Origin of the sequence: Ktedonobacter sp. SOSP1-85, assembly GCF_016587415.1 — a bacterium.
Taxonomy (GTDB): domain Bacteria; phylum Chloroflexota; class Ktedonobacteria; order Ktedonobacterales; family Ktedonobacteraceae; genus Ktedonobacter.
The window spans coordinates 210,598-235,999 of record NZ_BNJI01000001.1 but is presented as its reverse complement, the minus strand read 5'-3'; the positions used below and the strand labels follow the sequence as shown (position 1 = coordinate 235,999).

The window sequence follows — 25,402 nt, the reverse complement described above, 5'->3', positions numbered from 1 at the left end:
CTGCCCGCTTCCTCCTGCGCCGGTTTCTGCTCCATATCCTTGCTAGCGGCCAGGGCAGGCAACAGGCCGCCGCTTGATGCATTTCCCCAACAGTATAGCCGCGGAGGCTCAGCCACTGGCGCGCGTCGTGTAGAGGTCGATCGGGGCTTGCAGGCGCCCGCGCTCGATCGGGATGCAGGAAGCCGGGAAGTCTTGGGCGAAGGTTGCACCGCGGTCTCGCGCCGCGCCGATAAACCGATCGAGTCCACTCATCGCCCCTGTAGGCAGGTCGTGTAGCACGACGAGCGCTTCAGGCTTTGCGAAGCACATCTCCAACGCTCTCTCGACCCAACCGTTGGGAAGGGCCCAGTCGCGAGGGATCACGTTCCAGAGCACGCAGGTATAGCCGCCCCGAGTCAGATGCTCGACCGCCTCCTCGTTGAGAAGGCTCTGGTCGATCACACCGCCGTTGCCGAAGGGCCGGAAGAAGCAGCGCGGATGGGCGAGATTGCCGATCAGCTCCTGGGTGCGCGCGATCTCGGAGGCGGCGGTTCCAGGCTCGGCCTCAAGACCAAGCGGCACGAGATGGTTGTAGGTGTGATTGCCAATCCAGTGGCCTTCGGCGTGGGCGCGCTCGGCGAGAGCTCTGCGGTCACGGAGCTTGTCACCGAGGACGAAGAAGGTCGAGAGAATGCTGTGCCGGTGGAGAGTCGCGAGCACGAGAGGCGTGACGTCCGGATCGGGGCCGTTGTCGAAGGTCAGGGTGATGGTGGTCATTGGGTGATCCTCCTCGGGAAGGGCACAGGTCTTCTGCGGCGATGAGAGACGGCGGCTAGCCTCGCTTGTACCAGTCCTCTATCTCGATTTCCATCGGCAACAGCATCCGGGCGACCGCGTTGTACCAGGCCACCGCCATCACGACATCCATGGTCTCGCGCACGGAGAAGTGCCTGCGCAGGGCGGACCAGGTCTCGTCGGAGACCTTGAGTGACAGGGTCACCTCGCGGGCGTAGCGGACGACGGCGCGCTCCCTTTCATCGAAGACATCCGAGGTCTCGGCATCGGCGAGCTGCTCCAGCTGCTCGCAGCGCACCCCGGCTGTGAGTGCCGAGTTCCAGTGATGGTTAAACTCGTAGCTCGCCCCGGTGACGAGTGCAACTGTCATGATGGCGAGCTCGCGCAGCCGTGCCTCAATGGCGGCCCCCTCCCGCATCTCGCGCGTGAAGGTCAGGAGCGGATCGAGGAGGTTCGGGATGTTGGCAAGCGTCAGGAAGATGTGTGTTTCGCCGCGCTCGCACAGCATGTGGTCGTAGGCGGCAAGGTAGACGGATGGATATTCGTCTCGCGTTGGGTAGGGAACGCGCGCCATGATCAGTCTCCTTTCTCTGTCACGGTGAGCCCGAGGTACTTCTCGAGCGTCAGCGGCGAGCCGGCGGCGGGCGGGTGGGTGACCTCGCAATCGAGGAAGCGCGAGCGCTGCGAGAACCAGGACGAGCGCGGCGGCAGCCCCCAGGCCTCTACGGGTCTCTTGACTGTCCGCACGTCCCAGACCACTGGCGGGTCGTCGCCGTCCATGTAGACGATCGGGGGCAGCAGCAGCTCGACGCGGTGCCCGTCTGGATCGAGCAGATAGACGTAGTAGGAATGGCCGAGGGAGTGCTTGCCCGGGCCAAACTCCACGTCCTCGCCCCAGCCGAGCTCGCCCATGATGTCACAAGCACGCAGCATCGACGGGATGTCCGGCACGATGTAGCCGAAATGGTGAAAGGCTGGGCCGTCCCGCTCCACGAAGACAATGTCGTAGGGCGTGTTCTTCACGTGCAGGAACACGCCGATCGGGTGGTCCCCCACCGTCAGGTAATCGGCGATGCGGAAGCCGAGCGAGGTGTAGAACACGGCTGCCTTGTGGACGTCAGGCACTGTGATCTGGTAGTGGTCGAAGCGACGGGACGCCGAGCCCTTGTGCATCTGCACTTGCATGTCGCGCCGCGGCTGATGCGTCATCGAGGCGACGATCTCAAGCGGAGTGCCCACTGCGTCGACGGTGTGCAGGGTGCGGCCCTGGAAGGGCTCGTCGGCCCAGCGGCACAGCAACCCGTGCTGCTCGAAGGTGTGCTTGGCGCGCTCCAGTTCCTCTTCGTCGTACACGCGCATACCAACGCGCAGGCAGGCCGGCTCGTCCTGGGTGCGCTTGATCGTGAGGCTGTGATGCGCCCGCTCCTCAAGCCCGCGCAAGTAGAGCGTGTCCTTGTCCTCGTCGCTTACCAGGAGCCCGAGCACTTCGGTGTAGAACTCGCGGCTCTTGGCGAGGTCGCGCGAGGTAAAGGTCGCGTGGCTGGCGCGCAGGAAGCGGAATGGCGGGTGCAGGTTCGTCTTCGGTACGGACATCGGTTCTCCTCCTCTTTTTCGTTCTCGTGCCCCGGTCATGCAGCTGGGCCCTTCGCTTCAAGGGCGATCGGGTTGCGAAGGAGGCCGATCCCGTCGATCTCACATTGGCAGATGTCGTCCGGCTTTATCCAGAGCGGCGGCTTGCGCGCATGGCCGACGCCGGCGGGCTATGATAACTATCCGCAAACAATATACCTCGCTCGTTGTAGACAAGCAAGCACGACAAAAGAGCGGGTTGTTGACGTAGACTGTAAATCGCAAGACATCATGCGCCATAGGCGCGCCACCCAGTAGAAAAACGCGTTAGACTGGAAGGGAGAAGATAGGCAGAGAGAGGACGTGTGTAAATTTAAGGCGAGAGAGCTTGTTTCCCAAGATGTTCCCAGGTATCTGGCCGAACCACCTGATATTGCCCCATGAGCATGCAGATGAAACTGGTAAAAAACAGACACCCCCTGCTGGTCTTTGAGCGTTTGTGATGAATGACGAAGCGTATCCGAAAGGAGAGGAAGCTATGGAAGTCGTCTATGAACGGTGCTGTGGCCTGGATGTTCATCGCAATATGGTGGTGGCATGTTTGTCGATCATCGAGGCCGGACAGCGTCGCAAAGAGATTCGGACCTTTCGCACGATCACCAAAGAACTGTTGTCAATGAGACAGTGGTTGCTCTCGGAAGGGTGCAGTCATGTCGGTATGGAGAGCACGGGAGTGCTGTTGCGTCCTATCTATGAAGGCTACTTTGAGCTTGTGCTGGTCAATGCAGCTCATATGAGGCAAGTGCCAGGACGAAAAACGGATGTGCAAGATGCCGACTGGCTGGCAGACTTGCTTCAGCATGGATTGCTCACCCCCAGCTTTGTGCCGGATCAGCCCCAACAAGACCTGCGCGACTTGACGAGGTTGCGAGTGCATCTGGTCCAGGACCGCGCCCAGGTGATCAACCGGATTCTCAAAGTGCTCCAACAAGGGGGCATCAAACTCTCAGGTGTGCTCAGTGATGTGGTGGGAGTGTCAGGACGAGCCATCTTACAAGCGCTTTGTGAAGGTGAGCGAGATCCGGAGCGGCTCGCTTTGCTCGTCCATAAAAGTGTAGCTCATAAACATGTGCAACTGGTAGAGGCTCTGACTGGAGACCTGCGTTCCCATCATCTGTTTCTCTTGCGAGAGTTGCTCAGTTTGCTGGAGGGAATGGAGCGATCCATCAAGCACATAGAGATCGAGATTGAGCAGCGATTGCAAGCGGAGGAAGAGAAGTTGGAACGGCTGGAACAGATTACAGAGGTCAGTCGGCACACCTTACATCTGTTGTGTGCAGAAGTGGGAGTCGACCTCTCTCGCTTCCCCGATGCCGCTCATCTCGCGTCCTGGGCCGGGATTTGTCCAGGGCAAAAGGAAAGCGCAGGGAAGCGCCAGAGTGGGAGGACGCGTCCAGCCAATCCCTATGTAAAAGCGGCACTGGTTCAGGCTGCGCATACAACCGTTCGTACTCAGACCTATCTGGGTGAGCAGTATCGACGCTTGAGCAAACGGCGAGGAGCGAAACGAGCTGCGGTGGCAGTCGGACACAGCATCCTGATCATCTTTTATCACATGATGATTACGGGGGAGCCGTATCACGAGAAAGGCATGGACTACTTCCATCACCGGGATTCAGGGAAAGGAGAAAGGCAATTGGTCAGGCGACTTGAGAAGTTGGGGTACCAGGTAACTACTCCTCCTGCCGCCTAATAGGATCGCTAACAACAGAATATCTGTTCTTTCAGCCAGTTCTTACTGGATTGGGGGGGTCTTTCTCGCCGAGCGTTTTCAGATGAATTTACAAGGTATCGATGGAAAAAGCCAGATGTGGAGTGGTTCTCTCAGGCATCGAAGCATCAATTCTGTGGTTTGCCAATCGGTTTGTCCTTTTTTGACATTTTATAGGTCAAGAGGCTGCTGGTCAGTTTATGGCTCATACGCAACCTCGCTGATCGGGAGAGATGAGATACAATCAAAAAAGTGTTGCGGCTTTCTGTGCAGGTATACGTACTTTCAAGTGAAGAGTTTCTGCTCAATGCCAGCGAGGTTGCGTAAGATTCAAAGAGATTGTCAAATCACAAATTCCCATGATTCAGAGCACATTCCCACCCTTCAGTGCAAAATCGGGTCTGGCTCACTTTCGGTGTTTAAGCTCATCAACAATTGAAAAGAAAGAGCTTGGGTGGCTTCTGCAGCGATCTTTTGCTGTGTTTTTCCACCGAAAGTGAGCCAGACCCTCAAAACCTGCTACGTCTTCACGCTTATTACCAGTTGTTTTACCAAAGCCAGCAGGCTCAGATATGAGAGTCAGTGTATAATCCAGTCGGACCCACAAAGGCTCTTGAACGTTAAAGCATAATGTGGCAAAACTTGCCTACGATATGCTTCACAGGTACATCGGCATAATATGCTTCACAAACCATGTTTTAATCTAAATGTAGGTTCAGGCCAGTTCTAGGCTTATTTGAAGCGTACAGAATGAAAATACAGCTTTGGAGAGTTACACATCTCATCCAAATGCTTCTGGCGCAAAGGTGGCCAATTCACTGCCAAAATATGGCTCATGATCGCTTCTGGTGAATTATATGACAAGAGCTAAATCATTGAGGAGCTGGATGACTCTAACGAGTCACGTCCGGTTCTGAAGCGTGCGACAGGGGTAACCCTGTCGCTTAGGCACCCGAAATCTGCACACTTGCCCCAATCCTACACATTGGACAACATTTTCTGGAGAAACCGCTCCACTTCCTCCTCTCTCACACCGATTTAGAGTGTGACTTAAGATGAAAAACTAGTACTTGGAAGGAGCTAAACGGGTCAAGAACAGACGAATAGAAGCGATCTGGATGAATGCCTCGCTGCTGGAGGGCAACCCCTCATAATCGCGTGCCAGCCGCCGAAAGCGGATGAGCCAGCCGAAGGTCCGTTCGACAATCCAGCGCTTGCGCTGAACCTGGAAGCCTCCCTTTGGGGTGCGAATCTGGATGGGTTGCCCATTGACAAGCATCCACTGCGTCTGCGCCTCATGTTCTTGCTGGGGGACAATTTCGATCTCCCATCCAAGATGTTCACCGAGCCATTGCTCGAAGGGTTCCCCATCATAACCATGATCGGCAAACAGATGCGAGAGACGTGGGAACCGTTGGGCAAGTCCCTCTAAGAAGAGGCGGGCACCGGTCACATCGGCGATATTGGCTGCCAGCACTTTGACCGCCAGCAGAAAGCCTTGCGTATCAACCAGGAGGTGTCGTTTGCGTCCCCAAATTTTTTTTCCCACCATCGTAACCACGCTCGATGCCTGGGACAGGACTGGTCTTACTGGATTGGCTATCGATGATGGCGGCGCTTGGTTCTTGCTCTCGCCCTATCGAGCCACGCACCTGGCGGCGCAAGGCATGCATCGCTCTCTCCCAGGTTCCATCGCGTTTCCAACAACGGAAGTAGTGATACACTGTTTTGCCATTGGGCAGGTCATGGGGCATTTGCCGCCAAGAACATCCTGTCCGCAGGACATAAAGGATACCATTGACGATTTCTCGTCTGGCAATCACCTCCTGGGTGGTGTTGGGAGAAGGTGGTGGAATGAAGGGGGCCAACAACTCCCATTGAGCATCGGTGAGATCCGATGGATAGCGCTTTCTGGTGAGGCTCTCATTCATCAGGTTTGGCTCCTTCTTGTTCAGTTTCTCGCGTCCCTTTGTTGTCTCCTTTCAGTTTACTCCTGGCTCTCTGAGCCTCTTACGACACTCTCTTAAATAAGGAACGGTTTCTTCGTCGGTAGTTTGCTCATGAACGCCTGTGATACATTCAGGTTTCCCTGCACTAACCAGGGCGGCGTCACACCCATCCACTGAGCCAATGAGATACTCTCATACTTGGGTGATCTAAAAACCTCCATGAATTGGAGCGGCGTATGATGCTGCCAGTTTGCAAGCCTTGGCTGGCACCGAGCCCGTGCCCTATGAAAGTGGCAAGTATACCAAACCGCATCGACGCTATGCCTGCATCAAGCCGTTGCGCAACGTGCTGCAGCAGTTCGCCTGGCAAAGCATCCAGACCGAAGCCTGGGCCAGCGAGTACTATGAGCGCAAACGTCGGGAAGGCAAAAGCCACAGCGTCGCTGTCCGTGCGCTGGCCAATGTCTGGGGACGCATTCTCTTTGCGCTGTGGCTCAAACGAGAAGCCTACCAGCCTGCGATCTTTGAACAAGCCAGACGCCTGCATGCGCCTCGTGCGGCGTGAGTGCTGAACTGACCAGAGCTGAGCAAAGCGCTCTTCCTCCCAGGCAAAACAGACGCCTGTTTTTTGCCTTTCAACTCGGCATGTCTTTTTTTGACCACGCAAGCTCAGGCGTGTCAAGGAAAGCGGAGCGGCTTGACGCGCCTGAGCGGCGTGGTACACTCCTTCATGCCGTGTTGAAAGCATAGTTCTTCCTCCTGCCTTCTTCATGTTTGCCTGGTTTCACATTGGTCATTTTAGGGCTTGACATAGAGAGTCTTCCTTTCCTCTCATCATTCTTTTTAGAAAAGCTCTTCTATTCTCTCGCTAAGTTGACAATACCGGTAAGATCGTTGAACCAAAGATGCGCAGATGATGTGTTCGCGCCAGTGTGGCAAGCTGTTGTATGCCATCGATAATTGTGCTTGCTTGCGCATTATTGTGCAGATCGTTGATCCCAATCTGGATAACCACATCTGTTACGGCTGCCTGACCCAGCACATCCCAGGCAAAGCGCTGCACTGTCGCCTTACCTGTGGCGGGAAACCGTGTGGCTAGTGCAGTAGAACGAAAGAAAGTAGGAAAGTGAACCGATATGAATAGGTATGAAAGCACCCATCTTCATCCGGCCACTCACCGAAAACGAACAAAACGAGATCCAGGCAAGATTACGTTCCTCCTCAGCCTTTGTGTTGCGTCGCTGCCAGATTCTCTTGGCAAGTGCTCGTCACGAACATGCCAGAGCCATAGCCAAGCAACTGGGTTGCGACGACCAGACCGTTCGCAATGTCATCAAAGGCTTCAACGAGCGCGGACTCGCCGTGCTCAAGCGCGAGTCCTGCCGCCCACATCACCTTCGCACAAGCATTCCCGACGACGCGTTAGAGGCGTTGCAAGACCTCTTGCACCGCAGCCCTCGCGACTTTGGGCTCAACCGCAGCCTGTGGAGCTTGCCTCTGGTTGCCAAGATCAGCTTCGAACAAGGAATCATTCCGACTGCGACCAGCGTCACGAGCGTGTGCCGTGCGCTCAAACGCTTGGGAACCAGTTGGAAACGCGCCAAGCACTGGATTACTAGTCCCGACCCACAATACCAAGTAAAAAAAACGCTCGGCAACGGTTGATTGCCTACGCGAGCCTTCAGTCCGACTGGGCCATTGGCTTCCTTGACGAGGTCTGGTGGAGTCGCTTTGCTCTTCCTCGCCTCCACGCCTGGCAAGACGCAGAGCACCCCGTCCGTCTGGTTGAGCAATCCTGGCTAAAGGATGATCCTGACCCCAAAGCACTGGCTTGTTATGGCGTCCTCTGGCAACAAGGGAGCCATGATGATCCTCTACGAGAGGAGATGTGGCTCCGTTTTGTCACGGGACGCCCAGTCAGCGATATCACCATTCAGTTTCTGGATTGGTGTTGCCAGCACTTGGCAGCACAAGGCAAACGGCATTGGCTCCTCATTTGGGACAATGCCTCCTGGCATGTGAGCAAGATGGTACGTACCTGGATCCGGGAACACAACCTCACCGTTAAGCAATCCCATCAAGGCGTTCGGATTTTGCCTTTTCAACTGCCCACCAAAAGCCCCTGGCTCAATCCGATTGAACCAAAGTGGGTCCATGGCAAGCGCAATGTGGTCGAACTTGATGGCTTGCTTTCGGCCCATCAATTAGCCAGCCGGGTCTGCGCTTACTATGGGTGCTCGTATGAACCACATTTAACTCTTTCCGAAATGGTTTCGTAATCTTGCACTAGCAACTCATTCCAACTGATGCCAGCATTGAGGACTGACAGAATGCCTGCTTTCCCGCGGGCTGCAAGCCGATGAGCCAGGTAATCTGGATACCGCCTGTTCGTATCAACGGTGGAGAAAGCACCATCTGTCGCCGAATCGCCCAGCGCGACAACTACGTTGGTTGGCTGCTCTGGCAGGACCTCTACGCTGGTCAGTGCTCACCAGGCTGTGGTCATCAGTGGATAGGCAGGGAAGAGGTTCTCTGCCGCTGGAAGGGTGCTGGCGTTTCTGGCACCAGGAGTTGACACATAAGAGGTCTGTGAGGCGATGAGGTGCCCGGTAGTAATGTCCCGTCCCCCTCTGCCACCACAAAGCTGATCACGAGATTATTGAACGCTTAAATCGGGTTCTGCCAAAAATAAAAATTCCCTATTGTTATGTTACCTTTGGTCTTTCCACATTGTGTTATCCATAAAAGATACGCTTAATTGCACAATTAATTATATTCTGTACAGTCGTATATTTGGTTGACCTGTGTGGAATACGCTGAAAAATACACGGGCGGTTTTTTGATGCCCGCGTATGTATTTCCTGATTCCGTGTCTCTTTATCGTGTAAGCGCCCTTCTTCTCATCGAGGAAGTGAGTTACATCGTAGTCACTGACATGTACAAACGCACACCCGTGTGCTTGGGGAAATATGATGAAAGCAGTTGTCTACAACGGACCGCGTAGCGTTAGTATTCAAGATGTGCCAGATCCAAAAATCGAGCGCCCGACCGATGCGTTGGTAAAGGTTACCACTACCAACATTTGTGGTTCCGATTTGCACATGTACGAAGGTCGCACTGACTTCGAAAAGGGCCGAGTCTTCGGCCATGAGAATCTTGGCGAAGTTGTTGAGATTGGAAATGCTGTTGACAGGATCAAGGTTGGCGACATGGTCTGCCTCCCCTTTAACGTTAGTTGTGGCTTCTGTCGCAATTGTGAGAAGGGCTTGACTGCTTTCTGCCTCACGACCAATCCAGATCCAAAGATGGCTGGTGCAGCATATGGCTTTGCTGATATGGGACCATACCAGGGTGGGCAGGCACAATACCTCCGAGTCCCATATGCCGATTTTAACTGCCTACGGTTGCCAGAGGACGCCCGTGAGAAGCAGGACGATTACGTCATGGTTGCTGACATCTTTCCGACTGGTTGGCATGCAACGCAGCTAGCCTGTGTGCAACCGGGCGATACCGTCGTCATCTATGGCTCAGGCCCGGTGGGATTAATGGCAGCCTACTCTGCGACGCTCAAGGAGGCGAGCAAGGTCATGGTTGTCGATTTCCACCCGGACCGACTCAAGCTTGCCGAGTCCATTGGGGCCATCCCAATTGATTTTTCAAAGGAAGATCCCATCGAGCGTGTCCTGCAACTTACGAATGGGAGGGGTGCAGATCGAGGCTGTGAGTGCGTGGGCTATCAGGCACATGATCCTCAGGGGCATGAGCATCCCAACATGACCATGAATAACCTGGTGCGTTCAGTAAAGTTCACCGGAGGGATTGGGGTCGTTGGCGTCTATGTTCCTAACGATCCAGCTCCACAAGATCCCCTCTACAAGCAAGGCGAGATTGCCTTCGATTGGGGTCTCCTGTGGTTTAAGGGTCAGAGTATCGGGACAGGACAGTGCAATGTGAAGGACTACAATCGTCACCTGCGCGACCTCATTCACCTGGGGAAGGCGAAGCCATCGTTTATCGTCTCGCACAGGTTGCCCTTAGAGCAAGCCCCCGACGCGTATCAACACTTTGATGCGCGCGATAATGGTTGGACCAAAGTCGTGCTTAAGCCCGCGGCATAATCTATGCCTGTTGGCTATCCCTGGAACCAAGCACCGCTCTTCATCAAATGAGGGTACACACGGTTCGAGGGGTAGCCTCGAGGGTGTATTTTGCAACTCTGGGTTTGCGGGATTGAACGAGGTCAGTCAGATTGAGCAGTCAGTGCTTTGGGGTCTTGTTCCGCCAACACTTCAAAATACTCAACCGTCCGGTGTAAGGCTCTCAGATGAGCTTTCACGATGTCCATAAAGAGGTGATAATCTTGCGGGTTTGTTTGTATTGCAGCCAGGTCTATACTTAATTTGATGGTTTCAATTTGTTGATGTAAACTCGCAAATTTCACTCCGTCATTATGCTTCATTGGATTCTCCTCTCTCGGGGCAGGGGGCATAATTATTTGGCAGTAGTTACAAGGCCTCTCCCAGAAATTAATAACCCTTGCAGTAATTATGGGATGTCTCTCGTTGTTTCAGCCTCAGTCTGGATTGGCATGATTGTTCCTTCAAGTGATTTGGCTTGAAGAAGTTGTGCCATAGTAACATTTGCTGCCAGAAGATTAAGCCCATCAAGTTTGGCCGCGCGTAAATTAGCGTTGCTCAGGTTTGCCGTGCGCAGATCGGCACCGCGCAGGTCTGCTCCGCTGAGATCGGCCCCGCTGAAATTGGCCTTGCTCAAATGGTTCTGTCAGAACTGAGATCACAGAAAAGCTTCTCGGACGAATGGAAGGCTCACCTCTCGCTCGTTGACCTATGAGGCTGCTTGTATAGCTGTCTGGAGAGCAGCAAGACGCTGGAGAAAAACCTGTCGTTGTTCTAGGAGAGAGACTGCTTCACCCATGGTGCGACGAGGACGAAGATAATTGCGCAATTCGTCGAAGGCACAACAGAAGCGTGCTGCCCCTTCAACTGTTCCAAAACCGCGCATTGGATAGTATCGTTGTTTGATTCCACGGTGGTCTTGCTCCAACCGATTGTTGAGATATTTACTCGTTCGATGGACAACATCGCTGCCCATTATCTCACGAATTGCTCGCGGATAGGAACTATGCCCATCTGTCGTCACCTGCTCGGGAATGTGACCAACAACGTCAACAGCCTGTCGAAAAAAACGTTTAGCCGCTTCCATATTCCGCTTCTCACTCAGCATGGAATCCACCAGCTTTCCATCCTGGTCGATAGCTCGATACAAATAACACCACTTCCCACGCACTTTCAGGTAGGTTTCGTCAACGTGCCAGGATCTTCCCGCCTTCCCATGCCGCTTGATTCGCAACTGCTCCGCTATCAGTGGGGCGAATCGTGCTTCCCAATCGCGAACGGCCTCGTGCGTAAAGATGAAACCACGCGCTAAAAACATTTCAGCAAGATCACGCAGGCTCAGTTTGTAACGCAGGCGCCAGAAAACGACGAGCAAAACAATATCGGTAGGAAATTCCAGGTAGTTGAAGGGAGTACCAGTTCGCTCGTTGAAAGCACAGTGACAATGAGGGCAGGAGAATGTCGCATAACCCAGTTTGGTTTTCTTCGCTCGATTCTTAGTGGTAGTGGCAGCACAATGGGGACAGTTCATCAGTCAATGCTCCTCATCCAATCCTGTTTTCGTGGGATCAGCATACTAGAAGTCTGACCGCTCCGCCAAGGGGTTGTTTGAGTTCTGACAGAACCCTGGCAGACCCGTTAACGAGATTTGTGACGAGCTACACATTTCTCGTGCCACGATGTATCGATGGCTACGAGAGGCCGCAAAGAAGGGAAACCCGAAAAAAGTGAATTCTTTTGGGGTATCTGGGATATCATCATTACCCGCGCATCCTGGGGATGTTCGACGAGTGCAAAAAAGACATGAAGGCCCTGAAGTAATCGAGAGTTATTATACCCAAGTGTGACTGTCAGTTCCGTGTCACAATGAGCACCAGGCACGCGCCTTGTGACCATTGGCAGCCGTCACCCAGGGGGTGACTAATCTGTTTGTTTTCACACAAGAAAAAGCACGCTACGCGAGAATGTGCATTCTGTGTAGCGTGCTTTTTTGAAGCGTGTGGCTTATGGTTGGCGTCGTGGAAGCTGTTGGGTTGGAGGTCGGTGTGGTTGCGCTGTTGGTTGCGCTTGTGCTGAACGGTTAGGAGCTACCGAGCCTGACATAGCGGTAAGCCGGTCAATGATAGGGTCAAGGAGTGTACCCGTACGGTTGGGCCAGAGAGGGCGGCGACCTGCCGCAAGATCGTCCAGCGCCGAAGCGAGGATCTGTGCTTCTTGCCTAGTACGGTTTAATTCGTGCTCTGACATGCCATAGCGTTCAAGGCGCTGGAGCATGTTATTGATGGAGCGGGCGATATCCCAGAGGACCGTGCCTTGTGGTACCTGAGCGCGCACTTTGAAATTTCCACTTGCCATTTGGGCGAGGGCCTCTCTCAAGGTTTGGGCGTCACGTTCGAGTTGTTGTTTGCTATTGGCTATCTCACGTTCCAGTGCCGCCACTTCCTCAGCTCGATTAGCACGATCAATGGCTTGATCCATAGAACGTATGGCAAGGAACGTTAATGGTCCAAGTAAAATTTGAAGAATGATTGGCCTGGCAAAAGCAATGCTAGGTCCGTGCCAGAGAGCAACAAGATCTTGCAGGTCTTTTGTATGAGGCAGGATATAAAAATCCCCTAAAATGAATGCTATGTGCAGAAGCACGAAAAACCAGATATAACTGCGCTTGAGCAACACTCCAGCTCCAACAAGAGGCACTGCAAACAGATCAAAGGTAAGAAGCCATCCGCTTCCTAATCCCCCTTGCGCGGTAGCTATCGTTCCTTCAATGATCGCTTCCATACTGAGGATGAGAAGGAGAGCTGCAAATTGCTGTCTGCCTAACCTATTTAAGAAGAGAGCTAAGACTGAAACGATCATGAGGGAAATAACAGCCGCTAGAGTCCCTGGGTCACTTATCTGTTGTACCAATAACAAAGGCGCAATAAAAACGGCAGGGGCGACAATGCTTGTCAATCCAGCGCGGCGCAAACGATCACGTTCCTGATAGGTTGGCGCTTGATCGTAGTTTGCAGTTCCAGGCGGAGCAGTGAGCCGAATCCACCAGGAGCCGCGTGCGTTGGTCTGATCCATCAGTAGTTTTCTCCTTAGTTAGTAGTGAATAGCTTCGAATGCTTTTTTGTCTTGACACAGGGCAAGCATACGGTTGGCGCGGTCTCGGTCACCATGTGCTCGAATAGCGCGCACGGTGGCGGGTAGATCGATAAGCGTCAATGCATACCCCTGTCTTCTATCACTGAGATTGTGTGCATGTAGCACCTCAAAGATGAACTTTCCGCGCTTCATGAGTTGTAAATAGCTTGAATGAACGAGGGCAAGCGCGAGATAACGGCCAGTCTCCTCTGCCACTTTATAGACGGCTGCGTATGCGAGGTCTCTGGCGATTGCCAAATTAAATCCTTCTGCCTCTTCGGCAAGGAGCGCGGCAGGAGGTAGGAAATGGGAGCCGCGCTTCACACAAAGCCGGGTAATTTCGATGAGGTCGGCGCAGGGACGTGAGGCCAACTTCTCCAGCACTGGATCTGGAATCATACCCGCATCCCGGAACTCACTCATCGTCATGGACGCGTCCCAGGAGGAAAGTGCGAATACCCGGACACCACCAAGGAAATATTCGGTTCGGTACTTTTTTCCAAAGACGCCAAACGAAAGAATTGTAGCGCTCTCTTGCAGATCATATTGATCGTATTCCCGCCCATCTGTTGCAGGAATATCCCAACCAAGGCGGTCAATAAAAGCCTCATGTCGAAGCCGCTGATAGGCAGCGTGCTGCTCAAAAGAGCCAAGCCGTTGAACCATGTAGCGGTGCCCCCGTAGACGGTGAATTCGGCTAACACTTTCCCCATGTTGGACCTTGTTGCCAGTGATCTGAGAGGCGATTTGTGTATCAATCGCCATACAATAATATTCTCCCAGGTTATGAAAATATGTCCTGATAGGCTGGAAAGGCAGATGAGGACATAGCAAAGAATGCCTTGTGTACAATATAGAAGTTGTATCATATGCCTGTCAATTGATACATGAAGATATAGGAGTATTGTAAAATTCGCTCGATTAGAAAAAACACATGTACATGATAAAAGCCGTTTATAAAGGATTGGGCTGTGTTGCAAGAACGGAACCTCATCTGGTAGGATGGAGCCAAAAGATGAGAAGAGAGTAATGATGGCGACGCAAACCCTGTTCAAATGGCGCCACTTTGAAGCCGAGATGATTTTGCTCTGTGTGCGTTGGTATCTGCGCTATGCGCTCAGTTACCGGGACCTGGAGGAGATCATGGCGGAACGAGGACTTCTGGTGGATCACACCACCATCTATCGGTGGGTGCAACACTACGCCCCCAAGTTGGAGAAGCGCTGTCGACCTCATCTCAAGGTCACCAATGACTCCTGGCGGGTCGATGAGACGTATGTCAAGGTCAAAGGGGTGTGGATGTACCTGTACCGCGCAGTGGATTCTCAGGGAAACACGCTGGAGTTCCATCTGAGTATCACTCGCGATGCTCAGGCGGCCAAGCGCTTTTTCGCCAAAGCCCTTGGGACCTCCCACACTATGACTCCGCGTGTCATCACCGTGGACAAAAACGCCGCCTATCCGAAAGCGTTCGATGAACTGAAAGCAGCTCAGGCTCTTTCTGCTGGTTGTGAACTCCGCCAGAGCAAGTATCTGAACAACCTGATCGAACAAGACCATCACTTCATCAAACGCCTGGTCAAACCAGGCACGGGCTTCTTTTCGTTCGAGACGGCTTGGCGAACATTGCAGGGATATGAAGTCATACATATGATGAGGAAAGGGCAGATGCAAGGAGTGCGCAAAGGAGACAGCTTGGGGCAGGCGGCGTTCATCGCAGAACTGTTCGGAGTGGCCATCTAAGCACAGCAGAAGAATGGCGAAGCTCCGTCCTTGGTGTTCCTCTTCGTTTTTTTGCAACACAGCCCTTCGATGACGATACTGTCTTCAGTGATCTGGATGTGCTCAACGAGCATCCTTTCCGGCAGGGAAAACAAGGATGTCCCTTCCATCATGACCTCATTCTTGGTGATGAAAGACGCTTCTGGAAAGGACTATATCACTGTTTACCAATGGCGATCCAGACAAGCGAACAGTAAGCCCCCAAAGTGATACTGGTGGCGAAGTCAAAAATGATGCTCCATGCCAGCTTGAATTCATTGAATCCCAAGAGTGAACCTCGACTTCGCCACCAGTATCCAAAGTGGTCAAGAGCCGCTCAAATGTTGGGATTTACACCCAAGAGGGTTTGTGGTTGGAGGATATGGGGGTGTGGATGTTGTGTTGGTGTCTTTGCCTTGCTGCCAGCGTGAGGGGAGCAGAATGCTGGCGCGAATACATTTCGGGAAAATCGGAAGAGTTTGCTCTGGAGGGGGAGAGGGAGATAAGGTAGGCTTCTTTCAAGACGATCGCGGGAGCTGCGGTCAAGAGGAGAAAGGAGCTGAGTCTATATATGAAGCGAAGGCGTGTTGATCGATATGTCCTGGCGTTGCTGCAGGCGGTGGCGGCCCAGTTGGTGGTGATGCTGGTGCGTCACTGGTTGCACTGGTAGGAGGGAGAAGAGGATCATGGAGATGATTGATGGTGAGGAGTGCTATAGCAGAGAGGAATTGTTTGCGGAGGTTCGCCGGCGGGGACAGGTAATTTACGACAGCCTCTTTGAGGAGTGGCAGAAGTCTGGTGTGATGGCGGTGAGCCGTCGGAAAGGGCGAGGGAGGAAGAAAGGAGTTGCGGGGTGGTGGTCGCGCTGGGTGAATGCTGTGCGTATTTCGTGTTTTGTGTGTATGAAATTGTGAGAGAGAATGGGGCAGTGAATGTCGATGAGGAGCGGAGTGAACGGCTTCAATTCCAAAGGAATGGGTACTTTCGCATCGATGGCGAGGGAACAAGCGGTCGTGATCGCCCGCCGCTTGTTCCCTCGCCATCGATGCCACATATCTTGTCAGCATTGCCGATGCTCATCCTACGAAGGCGTCCTGAAAATCATGTGTTTCGCGTCTTTCACCCCGAATTATCTACTGTTGCTCATTGGCTCACCTTTTAAGTCAATAACCAGCATGCGCTCATGGAAATGCAACCCCGTCTCTGTTAACCTTACCCCTCTTGACTGTAGTTGACGTGCTAACGCAGCGCTCAAAGCCTGATTAGGATCAGCCAGTTTCTCACTCACTCTCTGTTTCAGATTGAGAGCTTTCAGGGCAAGCTTTGCTGGCAATGGCGCATCCTCTTTAATATTCGATCCTATTAATTTCAAGTGTTGCGGAACTACATCGTTCTCTAAAGCACAGTCAACGGTAATAGTGGCTTTTATGGGAGCTTCTACACGAACATTCCCAGAAACGGTACCGACCTCATGCTCAATATGGACTGTTGGTTTAGGAACAACTGCTTTGATTTTTGCTTGTCCTGCCAGCAGACTTCGAATGACGCTTTCCATAACCTGAGCAACTTCCTGTTCCGATAGTTCCTTCTGATACCTCTTTTTTTCTCGTAGTGATGCTGCGACTTCATCAAAAAGTGGCAAGTTGGGAATATCTGCCATCTGTTTCGCTCCTTATCTCTCAGGTATCTTCCGCTTATCATCTGCCAGGAACCATTTTTTTCGAAGAAGAAAAACTGATACAATCAGTATCCTCTCCAAAAAGAGAGATCGACTGACTTGCTCAATTTCTGAAGCCGTATAAAAACAAGCTGTGTTGTAGAAAGAAGGCTGATCTGCCGTGGTGGCGAGAGCGGGTGAGGTCCGCGCGGATTTTCTCTCAAGTGGAGGTGTCGCCGCTGTGGCTGCCCCAGGGGATGAGCAGGTTGAGTTGCGTCCAGCGCGATCGAGGTCACGAGCACGACCACCTCCCCTCCGTTTCAGTGCTGCTCGAACAGAGGGGTTGCCTGGCTCACGAGATGCGCAATGAGCTACGTGCAAGGAATTGGACGGGAAGCCCCAGGACGCGCTGTGAACTGGAGGAATCAGTTCGAGGGAGGGGGCAGTGGGGAAGGACTGAGTTGTTCCATCGCCTGGCGAATGGAGCGAGCCAGTGAGGCCATTTCCTCATCTGGAATGGCGAGCACCCCTTTTGAGGAGTCAAGAGCAGCGGTTTGCTGAAGTTCATAGGGAACACCTGGAGGCAAGGGAGCAAGGTGCCAATGCACATGGCGATTGCCTTGTTGACTGCCAAGTGTTTGAATGTAGAGCCGTTCCGTCGGCACCACCCGTCTGATCGCTTCAGCGACCTGATAAATGAGCTGCTGAAGCTGGAGGTACTCCTCCAGAGTGAAGTCCCCGGTGGCTTGTTCGCGGTGTTCTCGTGGAGCGACCAGCGTGTAGCCATAGAGCGAGGGGTATTTGTTCAAAAACACCATGGCGCTCTGATCCTCATAGATCACATGATGAGGATTGGTGCCCGCCACCAGTTCACAGAGAAAACAGGGGCCTTCTTTCACTCGCTTTTCGTAGGCGCCGATATCAAAGGGATGCTTCTCAACCATGTCGTCTCCTGAATAGGTCATGAATGGCCTTGTCACGTGACTCCATTGTACGCACCTCAACCATTTTTTGCAAGAAAGGCGAAAGCTGTGACGCTCCCAGGTGAGCCGCTTCCGGATTGTGTGTGTCCTACCTACTCGTCAGGCCAAGCCAGTTGGCACAAGCCAGCTGGCAAAGGCTTCGGGGATGCCGAACAGCTTGAACGTGAGCTGAGCAGTCTGAGTCTTGCGAGCATTGCGAGCCAACCGCTCATCCCATGACAAGCGGTAATGCGCACGCTCTGCCTAAGAAATCGTCGGAGAGGAGACGGTTGGAGTGGGAGGACGATCTGGCCCCATCTGGATGTCCAGATGTTGAAGGTAGAGACGCAAACAGGCCCGCCGAAGGTTTCGTCTGCTCTAGTCTCGCCAGCGGAGCCGATCCCACTGGCAGGGGATGAAGCAGGAGGCTCACCTGGCGCGGTTTGGTCGTGGTGCTGCCGTTCCATTGGCACTGTTCGCGCAAGGAACACAGACGGCAATCGTGAATGCTGGCCCCATAGACCACGCGCAGGGGGCCATCGGCTTCGCGGCGGTGTTCGTGTGGGAGGAGTGTGCAGTAGCCAGGGAGGGAGAAGATCGGTGTGCTGGTCCTCTTGACCTGGAAGGAACAGCGCGAAGAGCCACATGGTCAACTCTTCGCGCGTTTTCTTGTGTTCGCGACCGGAAGCCGTGTTTAGTGGGGGCGCTGGCCGTAGGCGGCGTAGAAGACAGAAGCTGAGTGTAGTTCCTCCCATTCTTGACGCTGGAGGAGGATGTTTTTCTCGTATTCTTCGGGCGAGATGCCTAGCTGTGAGGTGATGAGTGGCTTCATAGCCTGATAGGCTGAATTGATGTTGGCGGCCATCATGGAGCCTACGCGCCCACCCCATTGGCCCATGGGAACGGTGACGCTGCGCGTAACAACGTTTTGTAGGCCCGCATTATTGAGATACGTACCAAGGTGAGGCACCTGAGAGGAATCGATGCCACGGCGTTTGCTCACCTCGATGATCCACTGGCCCATGCGTTGGGTGGCAGGACCCGCGTTGCGTGCCTGGATCTCGGACTCCACAAGCTCAATCCAGCCGCCGGGACGCGCCACACGCACCAGTTCAAGGAGTTCACTTGGCCATGCGTGCGCTGGAATGGCCAGGAAAAGTAGGCGCTGATGCACAAAATCAAAGCTGCGATCGCGGAAAGGAAGCCCTTTTAAGACATCGGCCTCAACGAAGCGATAGTTTGGTTGCTTAAAACGCTTATCCGTTGTCTGTTCTACCAGGTCACAGCCTGTTACAAAGGCTTGAGGAAAGGCCTGAGCCATCTCATCGGCCCAGCGTCCTGTGCCAGCGCCGACATCAAGGATATCTTTTGGTTGCGTAATGGGTGAGAGATAATTGCTCTGAAAAGCCTGGCGCAAGAGAAAATGTTGAAAGTCGAGGCGGCTAATCTCCTGCGTATCTTTAGGCAAGACATAGGGGGCGTCCGTTAAGACCTGGCGCTCTCCCAGTGCCTCAAGAGGTGATGAGGAAAAAATAGTATCTTCCTTTTGCTGCTGGCTTTGTTTGCCAAATATCCTGCTTAAGAAGTTCATTGGACGCTCTTTTCTCTATATTGGAGTTTAGATAAATTTAGGCCGAGCTGGCTTTCAGAGCGGGCTGAAGTCATTCTCTTAGAACGTGTCTCAAGTGGCCTCTAGCCTGGCTTCGTAATCAAAATGGATAAACGATACAAGCGACGATACCACAGAAGCGCACAAGCGAGTTGAATGAGAGCAAGAAAGTTTGTGGATTTTTTGTCGTAGCGAACCAGGAGAGCACGGCATTTACTCAGCCAAGCCAATGTGCGGAAGGCGTGTGAAGGGTGCAGGAGGAGGGTATGGTGGTGCGTGCGATGGCGTGTGGTGTCTGAGGTATCCTCTAGTCGGTAAGCGTTTGCCGTGGAGGGAGCGTGGAGAGGGGGTGTCGTGTGTGTGCCTCAAGATGTGGAATGGTTGGGAGGTGTGCCAGGCGTTGCAGGGCCGGAGGATGTGCGCAGGGTGTGTTGGGGGCGTGTGGAGGGCGTGTGAGCAGAGGTGAGGCAGTCTGTTGGTCGGATCATGCTCGTTATCGTCTTCGCCGTGGATGTGCGGAAGGCGTTAGAGGGGGTTGGTGGCCGTTGTTATCCTATAGCCAGTGAACGTCTGCCTGGGAGCAAGTGTGGAGAGGGGGTGTGCCTCAAGGTGCGGTGTGGTGGAGGTGCCCCGTGTACGCAAGGGGATGAGGGGGGAGACGAGATGAGGTACAATAGAGGCATATTTTGGGCAGAAGGAAGGGTCGCACACGTCATGCGATTGAGAAAGATGGCCGAGGGGAGAGTGTTTGCCTCGACGGTGCCCTGGGAGATGAAGTCCCTGATGGTGCTGGTAGAGCAGGGAAGTGAGTGGGGTTCTCTCTTCCTCTGGTATGGATACAAGGAAGGGTCGCAGAGCATATGCGATTGAGAAAGACCGAAGAGGGGGTGAGGGTGCAGTCGACGTTACCCTGGGAGGTGGAGCATTTGGCGTCGCTGGCTGCGCAGGGAAGCGAGTGGGTGTCGCTTTCCAGTATAGGCGCGCAGGGGCAGGTGCTTGGTGAGATCAACAGCCGGACCTACGCCATTCGGTTGCGTGCAGGCGTGCAGATTGTGGATCGGCAGGTGGTGGTGTTGAGTCCGCCAGAGTCGAGGAGAGGGTAAGCAAAAGGGTTCAGGGGAGGGAGAAACCGGCGATGTTTTCGATCCCTCCCCTGTTTTTCTTTGGGTTGTCTCGCGTGGTATCCCTGGTGCTGGCGCGACGGCGTGTGGGGAAACGGATGGCAGGAGGACTGAGGGGAAGCAGTGAACGGTGCCGCGCCTGCGAGGGGGCAAAGCGTCCTCGCCGTGATCAAGGTTCCGGGATATCGAGGCCATAATCGGTGATGTGAAAGCGGCCGTCGAGGGGGGAGCGTTCGACGACGCAATACGGCTCAAGGGGTGGGAGGTCGAAGGAGGGAGGGCGCTGTTGCGTGAGCCAGGTGGCGAGGGCTTCTGGGAGGTCAGGCATGTGTGGAGCAAGCCAGGCAATGAAGTCCAGGGCCTGCTCAGGCGTCAGGTGGATGTGGCGACCATCGGGGAGCTGTATGTCCAAGGGGGTGTCTATCGCCATAGGGATCTCCTTCTGTTGAACAGCGTGAGAGGGTCGACGGGTCCTTCTCTTTAGAGTATACCGCATGCTTGTCTCTCTCAAGCTGCGCGAGAGGACAGATGAGAGATATATTCATAGTACGGTGAGACGGTGAAACGGTGTGCTTCTTTGCTCTTTTGGCCTGCTCACCGATCTGGTGGGTGCGTCTGAGTCAAGAAGGTGCTGGGAGCGCGATCGCGCTTTGGAGAAGAACATCAAGGCGCGCGTGTGCTCTCCTGGTGAGGTCGCCGCAGGCTGATGTTATCCAGGTCTGGGGTGCCTGGTGTACCAGTGGCGGCGAGCGCTGGTTCGGTTGTTGGAATGCTTGTTCAGGGAGGATGTTGTATGATGCAAGAAGATGCACGGTCTCAGGAGGAGGTTGTCGCTCGTCTTCACAGTTGGCGATGCATCACCGCCGCCAAAGAACGGCGCTGTTTGTCTTGTTTGCAGCCACTGCCAAAGAAGGCGGAGAAATGGTGTCCAGCGTGTCGCGTAGCACATCTCTCCCCTGCTGCGCAGGCAGCGCGGGACGCGTTACGAGGCCTGCATCGGCAGCGCATTGGTGAATTGGATCCCCAGGTAGTTGTGTCAAGTATCAACGAGGTGCAATGCGTTGTGGCGTTTCTTACCGAGCTCTTGCGACCTTATCCAGGGGAGCGGTTGGTTCCGACAGAGAGACTCAGGGACGTGGTGCATACGTTGAGGTGCCTTGCCCGGGAGCAGCCCTGGCTCAATGATTTTCCCTATCATATCGACCGCTTTCCCTTGTATACGGCGGAGTTATTGCTATGGAATGACCCCACGACCGAATTCGTTGCGCTTTCCCCTGGGGTGATGCAACGAGCGAGGAGTTGTTTGCTTCCAATTATCATAGAATTGAAGCCGCGTTCTATTCCCACACGTTGAAAGCAAGGGCGTAGGGCCAGGATATGAGCAGGCTCAGCCCAGGGACTTCTGTTTCTCCGGTTGGAGAGAAACACAAGAGAAGAGCGTGGAGAGCCAGCTATGCGAGTGAGTGAGTCAGTGGTGTTGCCGCTGCCGCGTCGAATGGGGGTGATGGCGTTGGCCGCGGTGCTGTTTGTGCAGCAATATGGGGTGGGGGTCAAGATCGTTATATAGGATGGTTTTGTCAACCTCTTTGACGCGGTTCTTCTCCTTGGAGACGATGCTCACCGTCTACGATGAGAGCCTCTAACAAACGGAGCGCTTCTTTTGCGCGCCAACCAGAGCGCTGCGGCCCGTCTTGGATTGATGGACTTCTGTTAAGCATGAATTCGTGGCAAAACTTCTTCAACCAGTAAACGCAATGACGTTGTATCAGGAAATCCCTCATTTTTAAACTGGAAAGATACCACACCCAGATCAATAAATGGCTTGAGCTTCTCTATAATCTGTTTGGGTGTACCAATCAAAGAATTGGGGGAACTGTGCGAAATATTCACGTTGCTCATATCAGTTCCTTCAGGCACACACAGGCAGCCGCCAAACCAGCTTCGGCGTAACGTAGCTGGATCGCGGCCAACAGCAGCACAGGCCTTTTCGCTTTCTTTCACCAGGTCACGATAGTGTGCGATATCTTCATGTGAAATATTCCATTCGTCGGCGTGCCGCGCAATCAGTCGGAGCATACGTGGCTTCTCTCCTCCAATCATAATACGTGGCAATGGATCGGGCTTTGGCTCACACACAGCATTGAGAACGCGATAATATTTCCCCTCCACCGTGGCTCGGGGTTGGGTCCAGAGCGCTTTGAGAATAGTCAGCGTCTCTTCCAACTGCTCTACTCTTACGCCAGGTGTTGGATAAGGAAAACCATAGGCATCGTACTCTTCCTGATGCCAACCAGCACCGATACCAAGGATGAAGCGTCCTTCACTCATATACTGAGCAGTTGCCGCCATTTTCGCCAGCAAGGCTGGGTTGCGAAATGACTGAGCAAGCACAACATTCCCAAAGTGAAAAGAGGGATAACACGCTGCCATGTAGGTCAGGGCCGTCCAGCCCTCCAGGACCGGAGCATCCTGGAATTGCAAATGATCGACATACCAGATCGAGTGAAAATGCCCGGTGACAATATCCAGACTCTCGCGAATCCGTTTGAGGTAGATTTCACGTGTCATACCTCTGCTAGGTAGAGCGGGGAGTAATAAGCCAAGCGCGATGGATGACATAGATCTTCCTTCTTTCAAGGTTTCTCGGTTGCCTGTTATCGTACCACAGAGAAGCCCAACGCGGGAGACAGGCGCCAGGGCTGGTGCTGCCGTTGGTGTGCCTGGACCTGCTGTCTCCGCTAATGTAGAGAGCCAGATTTTAGAGCATCCAAGTCTCCTAGCCGCTCCCTTGGTATTCAGGACCTGCATTGTGTAAATCCCAGGATGAAACTGGTCCTTTTCCAACAATTATCCTGGTGGGCAAAGGGTTCCAGAGTAGTTTGTCCACCAGGATAATTGTGTGATTTTAGCCAGAATAATGTCAGGATTTACAATGACCGTGCTAGCTTGATATTCCTTTCTTCCCCCGAATACGTTGGAGCTGATGGCCGGAGGCGCGTCGTTACAGGGTGAGGCCTGAATCGACGGTGATTATCTGGCCGGTGATGCTCTCGTTGCGGGCTAGCATGACGTAGGCGGCGGCGACGTCCTCCAGCCTTGTTGCTTGCTTGAGTGTGGCTTGCTGTGTGGCTGCCTGGATGTATGCCGCGCTGAATGTGTCGTTCCAACGTGTCTCCAGAAAACCGGGTGCGACGGCGTTGACGCGAATGTCGGGCCCAAGGGCGGTTGCCAGACATTTGGTGAGATGAATGGTTCCGGCTTTGGAGACCGAGTAGGCTATGTTGCTCCCTCCACTGGCGCGGATACCAGATACGGAGGCTGTATTGATCACGTGTCCTCCACCATTTTGTCGCATGAGCGGAACCGCCGCTTGCGTCGTGAAAAAAGGAGCTTTGGTGTGTACGTTCAAGACGGTATCCCAATCCACTTCTGTCAGCGCCTCTATCTGAGGAAAAGGAACAGCTCTAGTGATACCAGCATTATTAATCAACAGATCAAGGCGTCCGAAGTGCTCTGCGACATCTTCGACCATACGCTTACTCTCGGTCACGACGCTTGGTGCGTTTAAGTCTGCCTGAACAGCCTGCGCTTTGACACCCAGGTCCTGCAACATCGTGACAGTCTCAAAGGCGTCACGCTCGGAACGTGAATATCCGACAGCGACATGCATCCCTGCCTGTGCCAGGTGCCGGGCAATGACGCGCCCAAGGCCAGTGCCTCCACCTGTGATCAAGACTACTTTTCCTTGTATATCCATATTTTCTCTCTTACTGACTTTGAATTTCCGACTAACCATAAAGCCTTGCCACACCTCTGGATCATCATTGATAGCTATCCAAAAGCCGTCACACGGATAATTTGCTTGCGCTCCATCAATATAACAGAGTATGATATATCGAACAACACAAAGTATTCGAAGCAAACATTCATCTTTACTGATAGTTGGAGGATTATGGATCTACGACATTTGCAGACGTTCAAGGTGATTGCGGAGACAGGTAGTTTTGTCCAGGCTGCCGAGCGACTGCAATACGCGCAATCAACACTCACATTACAAATTCAGCAACTTGAAGCGGAGCTCGGAGTCGAACTCTTTGATCGCCAACGGAGAAAAATCCAGCTTACCGCCGCAGGACACACACTCCTCATCCACACTCAGCATGTACTCAATCAAGTCGAGCAAATGCAGCAGGATCTCTCAGATCTCGCCGCAGGAGAGAGCGGCACGTTACGTGTGGGCATGATCGAGCCAATAGCACGCCTCTATCTTATGCAGGTCATGTGCACCTTTCGTGAGCGCTATCCCCGTATCCGTCTCACAATCGAGATCCTGAGCACAAACCGCACGCACGAACAACTCATAGCCAATCAGATTGATCTAGGCATCTCAACGCCACCACCCGCCAACGTAGGGCTCATCTTCGAACCAATCCTGACCGAAACGCCTGTTCTACTACTCCCCAAAAACCATTCTCTACTGCAACAAGACGAGATCTTGCTGAGCGATCTATGCGCTGAATGCTTGCTACTCACGGATCCGCCCTGTGCCTATCGCACGGCTATCGAGCAAGCCTTTATGGCACGCGGACTTCCACTGGCAATTGGCATTGAGATCGGTAGTCTCGAAATCATCAAGCAAGCCGTCCAGCAAGGAATGGGAGTCGCAATCATGCCTAAATTCGCCACATACCATATTCCAGACGACACGGTTATCCGACATATCAAAGACTGGAAGCTGCATATGCCTCTTGGTCTCATCACCAGAGAAGTTCCGCTTCCACAAAGCAAGGCGATACAAGCGTTCAGCTCCCTGTTAAAACAGGCCGCCGCAGACGCTTGAGCAGCGGCTTGATATCTACCAATAGGACACTACCGCACAACAGAAACAAGGGAAGTAATTTGCTGACAACCATCCATTCCCACGCCGGCTCATCTGGCAACAGCCCTAATCCTGTCACGTT

At 53.5% G+C, this 25,402-nt stretch carries 28 protein-coding genes and 1 pseudogene; 13 read left to right on the top strand and 16 right to left on the bottom strand.

Going from position 1 to position 25,402, the window contains the following annotated elements; translation table 11 throughout:
* Positions 1-108: 108 nt before the first annotated feature.
* The 3 genes from KTE_RS01190 to KTE_RS01180 are packed head-to-tail and all read right to left on the bottom strand — an operon-like array spanning position 109 to position 2,367.
* Complete coding sequence (locus KTE_RS01190) at positions 109-756, bottom strand: polysaccharide deacetylase family protein (protein WP_201377600.1); 648 nt, start codon at positions 754-756, stop codon at positions 109-111.
* 55 nt (positions 757-811) lie between these two features.
* Positions 812-1,348, bottom strand: coding sequence for a carboxymuconolactone decarboxylase family protein (locus tag KTE_RS01185; RefSeq protein WP_201377597.1), 537 nt, complete (start codon positions 1,346-1,348; stop codon positions 812-814).
* A gap of 2 nt (positions 1,349-1,350) precedes the next feature.
* On the bottom strand, positions 1,351-2,367 hold the full coding sequence (locus KTE_RS01180; RefSeq protein WP_201377593.1) for a VOC family protein: 1,017 nt from the start codon (positions 2,365-2,367) through the stop codon (positions 1,351-1,353).
* A gap of 514 nt (positions 2,368-2,881) precedes the next feature.
* Between KTE_RS01180 and KTE_RS01175 the strand changes: the two genes are divergently transcribed.
* Positions 2,882-4,096: an IS110 family transposase gene (locus KTE_RS01175; RefSeq protein WP_236600225.1), complete on the top strand. Its 1,215-nt coding sequence runs from the start codon at positions 2,882-2,884 to the stop codon at positions 4,094-4,096.
* Between the two features lie 1,081 nt (positions 4,097-5,177).
* On the opposite strand, the pseudogene KTE_RS49390 reads toward KTE_RS01175, so the two are convergent.
* Positions 5,178-6,045, bottom strand: a pseudogene (locus tag KTE_RS49390) (IS5 family transposase).
* A gap of 268 nt (positions 6,046-6,313) precedes the next feature.
* Between KTE_RS49390 and KTE_RS01160 the strand changes: the two are divergent.
* Positions 6,314-6,628, top strand: coding sequence for a transposase (locus KTE_RS01160; protein ID WP_236600224.1), 315 nt, complete (start codon positions 6,314-6,316; stop codon positions 6,626-6,628).
* Positions 6,629-6,931: 303 nt separating this feature from the next.
* Here the strand turns inward: KTE_RS01160 and KTE_RS01155 are convergent, their stop codons facing one another.
* A complete protein-coding gene (locus KTE_RS01155) occupies positions 6,932-7,126 on the bottom strand; it encodes a hypothetical protein (RefSeq protein WP_201377573.1) in 195 nt (64 codons plus the stop codon).
* Positions 7,127-7,209: 83 nt separating this feature from the next.
* Between KTE_RS01155 and KTE_RS01150 the strand changes: the two genes are divergently transcribed.
* The 4 genes from KTE_RS01150 (at position 7,210) to KTE_RS01135 (ending at position 10,181) form a co-directional block, all read left to right on the top strand.
* Positions 7,210-7,728 carry a helix-turn-helix domain-containing protein gene (locus KTE_RS01150; protein WP_201377570.1) on the top strand — a complete coding sequence of 173 codons (519 nt, stop codon included), beginning with the start codon at positions 7,210-7,212 and terminating at the stop codon, positions 7,726-7,728.
* On the top strand, positions 7,728-8,342 hold the full coding sequence (locus KTE_RS01145; RefSeq protein WP_201386915.1) for a transposase: 615 nt from the start codon (positions 7,728-7,730) through the stop codon (positions 8,340-8,342). The genes KTE_RS01150 and KTE_RS01145 overlap by 1 nt, the downstream gene beginning before the upstream one ends.
* A gap of 80 nt (positions 8,343-8,422) precedes the next feature.
* Positions 8,423-8,638 carry a hypothetical protein gene (locus tag KTE_RS01140; RefSeq protein WP_201377566.1) on the top strand — a complete coding sequence of 72 codons (216 nt, stop codon included), beginning with the start codon at positions 8,423-8,425 and terminating at the stop codon, positions 8,636-8,638.
* Between the two features lie 397 nt (positions 8,639-9,035).
* The gene (locus KTE_RS01135; protein WP_201386913.1) at positions 9,036-10,181 is read left to right on the top strand and encodes a glutathione-independent formaldehyde dehydrogenase; all 1,146 of its coding nucleotides are present in this window, start codon (positions 9,036-9,038) and stop codon (positions 10,179-10,181) included.
* A 122-nt stretch (positions 10,182-10,303) separates the two neighbouring features.
* Here KTE_RS01135 and KTE_RS01130 read toward each other — a convergent pair whose 3' ends face one another.
* The 3 genes from KTE_RS01130 to KTE_RS01120 form a co-directional block, all read right to left on the bottom strand.
* Positions 10,304-10,522 carry a hypothetical protein gene (locus tag KTE_RS01130; protein ID WP_201377564.1) on the bottom strand — a complete coding sequence of 73 codons (219 nt, stop codon included), beginning with the start codon at positions 10,520-10,522 and terminating at the stop codon, positions 10,304-10,306.
* Positions 10,523-10,608: 86 nt separating this feature from the next.
* Positions 10,609-10,836 (bottom strand): pentapeptide repeat-containing protein, encoded by a 228-nt coding sequence (locus tag KTE_RS01125; protein WP_236600221.1) that lies wholly within the window; start codon positions 10,834-10,836, stop codon positions 10,609-10,611.
* A gap of 72 nt (positions 10,837-10,908) precedes the next feature.
* Positions 10,909-11,730, bottom strand: coding sequence for an IS6 family transposase (locus KTE_RS01120; protein ID WP_201377561.1), 822 nt, complete (start codon positions 11,728-11,730; stop codon positions 10,909-10,911).
* 115 nt (positions 11,731-11,845) lie between these two features.
* Here KTE_RS01120 and KTE_RS49385 point away from each other — a divergent pair, with 115 nt between their 5' ends.
* A complete protein-coding gene (locus tag KTE_RS49385; RefSeq protein ID WP_201386911.1) occupies positions 11,846-12,046 on the top strand; it encodes a hypothetical protein in 201 nt (66 codons plus the stop codon).
* A 157-nt stretch (positions 12,047-12,203) separates the two neighbouring features.
* Here the strand turns inward: KTE_RS49385 and KTE_RS01110 are convergent, their stop codons facing one another.
* Complete coding sequence (locus KTE_RS01110) at positions 12,204-13,271, bottom strand: hypothetical protein (RefSeq protein ID WP_201377557.1); 1,068 nt, start codon at positions 13,269-13,271, stop codon at positions 12,204-12,206.
* 18 nt (positions 13,272-13,289) lie between these two features.
* Entirely contained in the window at positions 13,290-14,096 is an 807-nt protein-coding gene (locus KTE_RS01105; protein ID WP_201377554.1) for an acyl-homoserine-lactone synthase, read from the bottom strand.
* A 267-nt stretch (positions 14,097-14,363) separates the two neighbouring features.
* Between KTE_RS01105 and KTE_RS01100 the strand changes: the two genes are divergently transcribed.
* Positions 14,364-15,074 (top strand): IS6 family transposase, encoded by a 711-nt coding sequence (locus KTE_RS01100; RefSeq protein WP_201386909.1) that lies wholly within the window; start codon positions 14,364-14,366, stop codon positions 15,072-15,074.
* A 704-nt stretch (positions 15,075-15,778) separates the two neighbouring features.
* Positions 15,779-16,006 carry a hypothetical protein gene (locus KTE_RS01095; protein ID WP_201377551.1) on the top strand — a complete coding sequence of 76 codons (228 nt, stop codon included), beginning with the start codon at positions 15,779-15,781 and terminating at the stop codon, positions 16,004-16,006.
* 215 nt (positions 16,007-16,221) lie between these two features.
* Here KTE_RS01095 and KTE_RS01090 read toward each other — a convergent pair whose 3' ends face one another.
* The 3 genes from KTE_RS01090 to KTE_RS01080 all read right to left on the bottom strand — a co-directional run bounded on the left by KTE_RS01090 (position 16,222) and on the right by KTE_RS01080 (position 19,302).
* A complete protein-coding gene (locus KTE_RS01090; protein ID WP_201377548.1) occupies positions 16,222-16,752 on the bottom strand; it encodes a hypothetical protein in 531 nt (176 codons plus the stop codon).
* Between the two features lie 422 nt (positions 16,753-17,174).
* Entirely contained in the window at positions 17,175-17,693 is a 519-nt protein-coding gene (locus KTE_RS01085) for an HIT family protein (protein ID WP_201377545.1), read from the bottom strand.
* 712 nt (positions 17,694-18,405) lie between these two features.
* Positions 18,406-19,302: a class I SAM-dependent methyltransferase gene (locus tag KTE_RS01080; protein ID WP_201377542.1), complete on the bottom strand. Its 897-nt coding sequence runs from the start codon at positions 19,300-19,302 to the stop codon at positions 18,406-18,408.
* A gap of 732 nt (positions 19,303-20,034) precedes the next feature.
* Here KTE_RS01080 and KTE_RS01075 point away from each other — a divergent pair.
* Together KTE_RS01075 and KTE_RS01070 are read left to right on the top strand one after the other, a co-directional pair.
* Positions 20,035-20,190 (top strand): hypothetical protein, encoded by a 156-nt coding sequence (locus KTE_RS01075; RefSeq protein ID WP_201377540.1) that lies wholly within the window; start codon positions 20,035-20,037, stop codon positions 20,188-20,190.
* The gene (locus KTE_RS01070) at positions 20,181-20,423 is read left to right on the top strand and encodes a transcriptional regulator (RefSeq protein WP_201377525.1); all 243 of its coding nucleotides are present in this window, start codon (positions 20,181-20,183) and stop codon (positions 20,421-20,423) included. The genes KTE_RS01075 and KTE_RS01070 overlap by 10 nt, the downstream gene beginning before the upstream one ends.
* A gap of 187 nt (positions 20,424-20,610) precedes the next feature.
* On the opposite strand, the gene KTE_RS01065 is transcribed toward KTE_RS01070, so the two are convergent.
* A complete protein-coding gene (locus KTE_RS01065) occupies positions 20,611-20,871 on the bottom strand; it encodes a hypothetical protein (protein WP_201377522.1) in 261 nt (86 codons plus the stop codon).
* Positions 20,872-21,234: 363 nt separating this feature from the next.
* Here KTE_RS01065 and KTE_RS01060 point away from each other — a divergent pair, with 363 nt between their 5' ends.
* On the top strand, positions 21,235-21,795 hold the full coding sequence (locus KTE_RS01060) for a hypothetical protein (protein ID WP_201377519.1): 561 nt from the start codon (positions 21,235-21,237) through the stop codon (positions 21,793-21,795).
* Positions 21,796-22,151: 356 nt separating this feature from the next.
* Here KTE_RS01060 and KTE_RS01055 read toward each other — a convergent pair whose 3' ends face one another.
* Positions 22,152-23,060 (bottom strand): LLM class flavin-dependent oxidoreductase, encoded by a 909-nt coding sequence (locus KTE_RS01055; protein ID WP_201377516.1) that lies wholly within the window; start codon positions 23,058-23,060, stop codon positions 22,152-22,154.
* Positions 23,061-23,442: 382 nt separating this feature from the next.
* The gene (locus KTE_RS01050) at positions 23,443-24,198 is read right to left on the bottom strand and encodes an SDR family NAD(P)-dependent oxidoreductase (RefSeq protein ID WP_201377513.1); all 756 of its coding nucleotides are present in this window, start codon (positions 24,196-24,198) and stop codon (positions 23,443-23,445) included.
* 195 nt (positions 24,199-24,393) lie between these two features.
* Between KTE_RS01050 and KTE_RS01045 the strand changes: the two genes are divergently transcribed.
* Positions 24,394-25,281, top strand: coding sequence for a LysR family transcriptional regulator (locus KTE_RS01045; protein ID WP_201377510.1), 888 nt, complete (start codon positions 24,394-24,396; stop codon positions 25,279-25,281).
* Positions 25,282-25,402: the final 121 nt, after the last annotated feature.